The following is a 6,060-nucleotide window of genomic DNA, read 5'->3' on the forward strand; positions in this document are numbered from 1 at the left end:
ATTCAATAATTAAAGTGGCGTGGGGAAAGCAAACGTACTAATCTTTTCAAAAATATTTTTTCCGTCTGTAAACCGGGATGGTATGAGATGCAGCTATGCATAAAGAAACATCCAGCAAATGAGCAGCCAGGGTAACGGATAACCTGCCCGCGCCAGGTGATCACGGATCTGCTTCAAAGCTGTTACCAATGTATTTTTCACCGTGCTGACTGACAGCGATAAATGTGTGGCAATTTCTGAGGGTTTTAGCCCCTCTTCCCGACTCAACTGATAAATGCGCCGACGCTGGTCTGGCATCTGCATAACGGCGTCCCGGACCAGCTTAGATATTTCAGCTACACTGGTAGGAACTGCTTCTGTCATTGGCTGAGCATCCATTAATGCATCCTCGTATATTTTATGCTCGCTGCGCTGGATCACCAGGTTTTTACGCAGCACAGCTCTACATTGCCGCGTTGCAATACGTAACAGCCAGCCTCTCATATTCTGGACTTCCGCCAACATGTCGCGTTGCAGCCATACCTGCAGAAAGGTTTCCTGCAGTGCTTCTCGTACATCTTCATCATTAAGGGAGAATCGGCGGACCAACGAAAATAGTTGGGGATAATAGTAGGAGAAAAATTCACCAAATGCCCGCTCACTCCCAGATGCTATCTGCAGAACGAGCTCCTTCTCATTATTTATATAGTTGGTTGACAATCCTGTTGACGACTTTCAATGGTGTAAAAATGAGTAAAAAATTTGAAGGGAGAACAAATGCCACATTTTCTATAATGAAAAGCCGGATGTGCAAATGAGCCATGCGCCTGACGCTCCCATTTACTCTAAAGGAGGCTAGAAAACAGGCTAAATATCAGCCACCAAATATATTACCTGGCAGGAGACTTGAAATCATACTGCAAAAAAAACATCGATAATGGTCAATAAAGCATAGAAATATTATTATGACGCTCAAATTTTCAACTGTTTAATAAATAATATATCAATGCGTTTGGATAGCCCTTTATAGATATTTATCTTTCTAATTTTATAGCACTTCATCAACCATCTATGCATAAATTAATCCTTGGCATTTGTTTTTATTTTATCTGTATCCAGGATACAACAGCACAGGTACTTAACGCATCAGCCAATGCTGATACAAAACAAAACAATGCCGATCTCACTGCCCTGGCAGATCCGACCATTGATACCAAGCAGCCACGTATCGACTTCTTTGCCTCGGCATCTGTGCCCTTCGGTATGGTAGCGCTGCACCCCGACACACACCAGGGCAACGGGTTGTGGAATTCAGGCTATCGTTATGAAGACAAACGTATTCTTTTCTTCGTCCATAGCCACATGGTGCAAACGCCCGGCATTGCCTGCATGCCGGTAGTAGGTAAATGCAAAGGCAACCTGGGAATTGAAGCGAATAGTTCAGCGTTTTCTCACAGCAATGAAGTCATCCGCCCCGGATATCACAAGGTTAAACTGGAGGAAAGTGGCATCACCGCTGAAATGACTGCCACCACCCGGGTAGGCATGCACCGGGAAACTTTCCCTGCTTGTGACGAAGCACATATTCTCTTTCCCCTGAGTGCCAGGCTTGCAGATGTTAGCGTATCGGAAGCATTCGCAAAAAAAATAAGCGACACCCGCATTGGTGGCTATGCTGTTTTGAATCCCACCGGACGGCGGAAGCAAACCTGCGTCATATATTTTGTTGCTGAATTTCAAAAGCCATTTGACAACTTCGCGGGCTGGCAAGGTACACAACTAGTGGAGGCCATCGATGGACAAATTCGGGGCAAAGACGCTGGTGCATACGTCACTTTCCGTCACCTGAAAGCCAATGAACAACTACGCTATAAAGTTGCCATTTCTTATGTCAGCATCGAAGGCGCCATCAAAAATCTCGAGGCAGAACTCCCGGGCTGGGATTTTGACGCTGTAGCACAAAGGGCCAAACAACAATGGAACGACTACCTTGGTCGCATCAAGGTAAGCGGCGGCACCAAGGCGCAGCAAATTAAACACTATACTGACCTGATGCACACGGCTATCGGGCGACGTATATACAGCGACGTAGACGGCTCCTACATGGATCGTGGCGGCGCTACACCGGTTGTTCGTCACATTCCGCTGAATGGCCACGGCCAACCGAAATGGAATGCCATAGATATGGACTGCCTATGGGGCACGCAATGGAACCTGAATATTCTATGGACGCTGATGTACCCGGATTATGGCAACCAGGTAGCCCAAACACTTGTTGAGTACTATAAGAATAATGGCATATTGGGCCGGGGACAATGGGGAGGACAAGAAAATTTCACGATGACCGGAGACTGCAGCACACCGCTACTGGCAGCACTCGCCAATAACGGCAGAGCGCAATTCGATCTTTCAACGGCCTATGCCGGCGCGAGGAAAAATGCATTTCCGGGCGGCGTTCGCGATCACGCCGGCTATGATTCGATTGGTACAGGCGGCGGTTGCGACTGGTATGTTAAATTGGGCTATGTACCGGTGGAAATAGAAAAGCGCGGAGACGGCATGCACCGTGGCGGCTCAGGCATGACGCTCGAATACGCTTACCAGGACTGGTGCCTGGCTCAATTAGGCAGGCAGCTGGCAAAAAATGAAGATGCCAAGCTCTTCACCCTTCGCTCCGAAAACTGGCGCAATGTTTTCGACAGCGCTGTTGGATGGGCACGCCCCCGGCACGAAAACGGCAACTGGGTAACTCCCTTCGCTCCCATCGACTTAAAGAAAAAAGGAGAACCCCGTGGATTTATAGAAGCCAGCCCGGCAACTTTTTCATTCTATGTTCCACAAAACCTTCCCGGCCTCATCAATATAATGGGAGGCAAAGAAGCCTTTGTTAAAAGGCTGGATACCTGTTTTAGAGAAACTGAAAAATACCGCTTCATTTGCCCCGGCGACTGGCAATTCAGTTATGTAGATTATAGCAACCAGCCAGGCTGCCACATGGCCCACCTGTTTAATTATGCAGGCGCGCCATGGCTTAGTCAATATTGGGTACGCAAAGTCAAAGAACTAACTTTTGGCGGCACAGACTATAAAAGCGGCTACAACGGCGACGAAGACGAAGGTCAAATGGGCGCTCTGGGCGTACTGATGGGCATTGGACTTTTTAGTGTGCAGGGCTGCGTTGGCGAAAACCCACAACTGGAACTAACGAGTCCACTCTTTGATCATATCAGCCTGCAATTACCCTATGGTGAAGGCTTCAAAAAGTACAAGACATTTAATATCAAGGTTATTCGACAGGACCAGGAGAAAGACATCTACATCCAGTCTGTGAAGCTGAATGGCAAAACCTTGAACAGCTTCCAATTGCCTGTTCACCAAATATTGCAGGGGGGAAATATGGAAATTCAACTAGGTCCGGAGCCCAACAAAAATTGGGGTATAACGAAAGCAGGTAGTTGATTCCTATTAGGAGCACGCTTACTTTCCCCTACCTGCATATCTTCTTGTAAACCGAATCCACGCCATCCTTTGTGCTGAATTCCACGCTATCTACCCGGTTGGCATAATGCAGACGGAGCACATAGTTGGCATCAGGTTCGAGCTTGGCTTCAATCTCGCCGTAAGGCGGTAAAATCACATAACACCAGCCTACGCCGCGGGTTTTATTGAAGAGGTACACACACAGCGAACTGGTTGTACAAATATCTACCTGCAGGGGTATACGGAGTAACGGCGCCAGCACCGGGATGACCGGGGCAGCCGGGGGAAACGAAAAACTGTAAATATCATCTCCCCCGGCGCCGCCTTCGCGGTTAGAAGAAAAGAATCCTTTTCCATCTCCATCTTCAAAATAATAAAAATCATCACCGGGGCTATTGAATGGCAAATGCATATTCATAGGAGCAGACCAATGATTTTTGCTGCCTTCGGTGCAAAAAACATCATAGCCTCCCATGCCCGGCCATCCTTTGCTGGCAAAAAACAAACGATCGCCCGGGGCAGTTACAGTAAATGCTTCCTCATCGGCGGTATTTATGCTACTACCGCAGTTCTGCGGCGTGCCCCAGCTGTTATCGACATTCTTTTCACAGTACCAGATATCTGTTGCGCCAATACCGCCTGGCCTGTCGGACGTAAAATAGAGGATATTCCCGGCACTGTTCAGCACAGCATGCTCCGTAGAATACTCCTGACTATTGTATGGGAATGGGATTGGACCCTGCCATTGCCCCCGTTGTTTGATAAACAGCACCAGGTCATGATGACGTACACCATATACCGGCGCTTCTTTTTTATTGAAAGATATCCTGCGTTGCGGATCGGTAACAGTTACGTAAGCGGTATCGCCATTCGCTGAAAAACATAACGGCCCGGTATGATATGGGAAGTTGTTGATACGGGGAGAGAAATCTTTTACATAACCTGTGCCAGAGGGCAGGTCTTCTGCGGTGTATATTTTACCGAATCCGGTATTTGTACGGTAGTATCGCCGGCGGCTACCTTTTACAAACCACATATCGCCGCGCATACTATCGGACACAAAAACCAGTTGCCTGCCATATTTCACAGCCCCCCAATCGTTACTACTACTGTTTATTCCTTTTACATTAACAATCGTTGCCCTTACAGGAAGTGACTGCCACAGTACCGCGGAATCGCATCCATGTATACGCATGGCTACACGTTGTTGATCAGGGTATTGCAGATATTGCTCCCTGGCCTCTGCAAATTTACCGAGACTTTTGAGCATGTCGGCGTAGTTAAGCCTGTCGGCCGGTACAGCGGAGGAGTCCTTTAACACCTGTTCATACCAGTAGGCAGCCTTTCCATATTGGTTGAAGCCACGGTAACTGGTAGCCAGCCTTTGATGTAGCATAGCAGCATGCCTTTTTCCGTAATGGGTATGTAAAAGATTTTCATATAACGCTGCCGCCCGGGCATATTCCTGGCGTTGGAAGGATACATCTGCTTTCCTTTCCACCGGCTCCTGGTCCTGTGCCGACAGCCGGAAGGAAGATAACATTGATATATATACGAAAATGTATGGGACTATGCTTTTCATCATCTGGCGAATAAGTTAAAAGTACCTTGGGCTGGTGATCCTGGATTTCTTGCTGTTGAACAGGAAACCTATTGAAATCTCGTGTGATCCCTGTTGATAGCTTGCAAGTTTATTGATAGATATATCATATGCATAGCCGATACGAAGTTGCGGGGTTGCGTAAAACTCCACCAGCGCACTGGCTGCATCCAGGGGATCGAGGTCACTATTCAACGCAGGTTTATTCCAGAGCTTTACACCGGTACGATAGGAACCTCCCAGCCAGAGTTTGTCTGCGATCAGCAGAAAGGTTGTCACATCCAGGTTGGTAGGACCTTTGAAATCCTCTTTCACCATCAATGAAGGCTTCAGTTTCAATTGATCAGAAAGTTCAACCATATAGCCAGTGGTTAGGTATAGGTGTTGTGTTTTGCGGATTGTTTTATAATTCTGACCACCCCAGTAGTAACGGGTATTATCGGTATATAGTGAAAATAAATCCATTACAGACAGCCCTGCGTAAAATTTCGGTGTATAATAGTATACTCCTATTCGCGCATCTGGTATGATAGTGGAGGTTTTGCCCACAGGAATAGTCATGTCTGCATCATCTACATACTTCAGCGCGGTTCCATCAATGCTGTACTGTGTAATTCCGCCACCCAGGCCGATACAGAACCGGCGGGTATTTTCATCGTCCAGCGGGATCCGGTAATTATAAAAGCCATAGGCAGACAGAGATTCCTGCGGGCCTAGCCTATCGATCCCAAGTTGTGCGCCTACTCCTACACGCTGTTCGCCGGCGCCTGTTAATCCATCGATAGAAACTATACCCGTTTGCGGCGCGCCAGGAATTCCCGCCCACTGATGCCGGTATGCCGCCTGCAAGTACCAGTCTTCCTTATAACCCGCGTAGGCCGGGTTTACACTCAGCATATTGAAAACATACTGACTGAATTGTACATTTTGTTGTGCTGCAGACTGTAGCAAGCCACAGCAACATATCACCATCACTATGATTATTCTCTTCATAATTCACC

At 47.5% G+C, this 6,060-nt stretch carries 4 protein-coding genes; 1 reads left to right on the forward strand and 3 read right to left on the reverse strand.

The window, feature by feature from the left end:
- Positions 1 to 93: 93 nt before the first annotated feature.
- The gene (locus HGH91_RS07285) at positions 94 to 699 is read right to left on the reverse strand and encodes an RNA polymerase sigma factor (protein WP_168737759.1); all 606 of its coding nucleotides are present in this window, start codon (positions 697 to 699) and stop codon (positions 94 to 96) included.
- A gap of 351 nt (positions 700 to 1,050) precedes the next feature.
- On the opposite strand from HGH91_RS07285, the gene HGH91_RS07290 reads away from it, so the two are divergent.
- The gene (locus HGH91_RS07290; RefSeq protein ID WP_168737760.1) at positions 1,051 to 3,438 is read left to right on the forward strand and encodes a GH92 family glycosyl hydrolase; all 2,388 of its coding nucleotides are present in this window, start codon (positions 1,051 to 1,053) and stop codon (positions 3,436 to 3,438) included.
- A 28-nt stretch (positions 3,439 to 3,466) separates the two neighbouring features.
- Here the strand turns inward: HGH91_RS07290 and HGH91_RS07295 are convergent, their stop codons facing one another.
- Together HGH91_RS07295 and HGH91_RS07300 are read right to left on the reverse strand one after the other, a co-directional pair.
- On the reverse strand, positions 3,467 to 5,002 hold the full coding sequence (locus HGH91_RS07295; RefSeq protein ID WP_168737761.1) for a tetratricopeptide repeat protein: 1,536 nt from the start codon (positions 5,000 to 5,002) through the stop codon (positions 3,467 to 3,469).
- Positions 5,003 to 5,056: 54 nt separating this feature from the next.
- Positions 5,057 to 6,052, reverse strand: coding sequence for a type IX secretion system membrane protein PorP/SprF (locus tag HGH91_RS07300; RefSeq protein ID WP_168737762.1), 996 nt, complete (start codon positions 6,050 to 6,052; stop codon positions 5,057 to 5,059).
- Between the last annotated feature and the right edge of the window lie 8 nt (positions 6,053 to 6,060).

Source organism: Chitinophaga eiseniae (genome assembly GCF_012641265.1).
Taxonomy (GTDB): domain Bacteria; phylum Bacteroidota; class Bacteroidia; order Chitinophagales; family Chitinophagaceae; genus Chitinophaga; species Chitinophaga eiseniae_A.

Excerpts from the sequence above, each read along its gene's own strand:
- HGH91_RS07290 (WP_168737760.1), top strand. The coding sequence starts at position 1,051 with ATGCATAAATTAATCCTTGGCATTTGTTTTTATTTTATCTGTATCCAG.
- HGH91_RS07295 (WP_168737761.1), bottom strand. The coding sequence starts at position 5,002 with ATGTTATCTTCCTTCCGGCTGTCGGCACAGGACCAGGAGCCGGTGGAA.
- HGH91_RS07300 (WP_168737762.1), bottom strand. The coding sequence starts at position 6,052 with ATGAAGAGAATAATCATAGTGATGGTGATATGTTGCTGTGGCTTGCTA.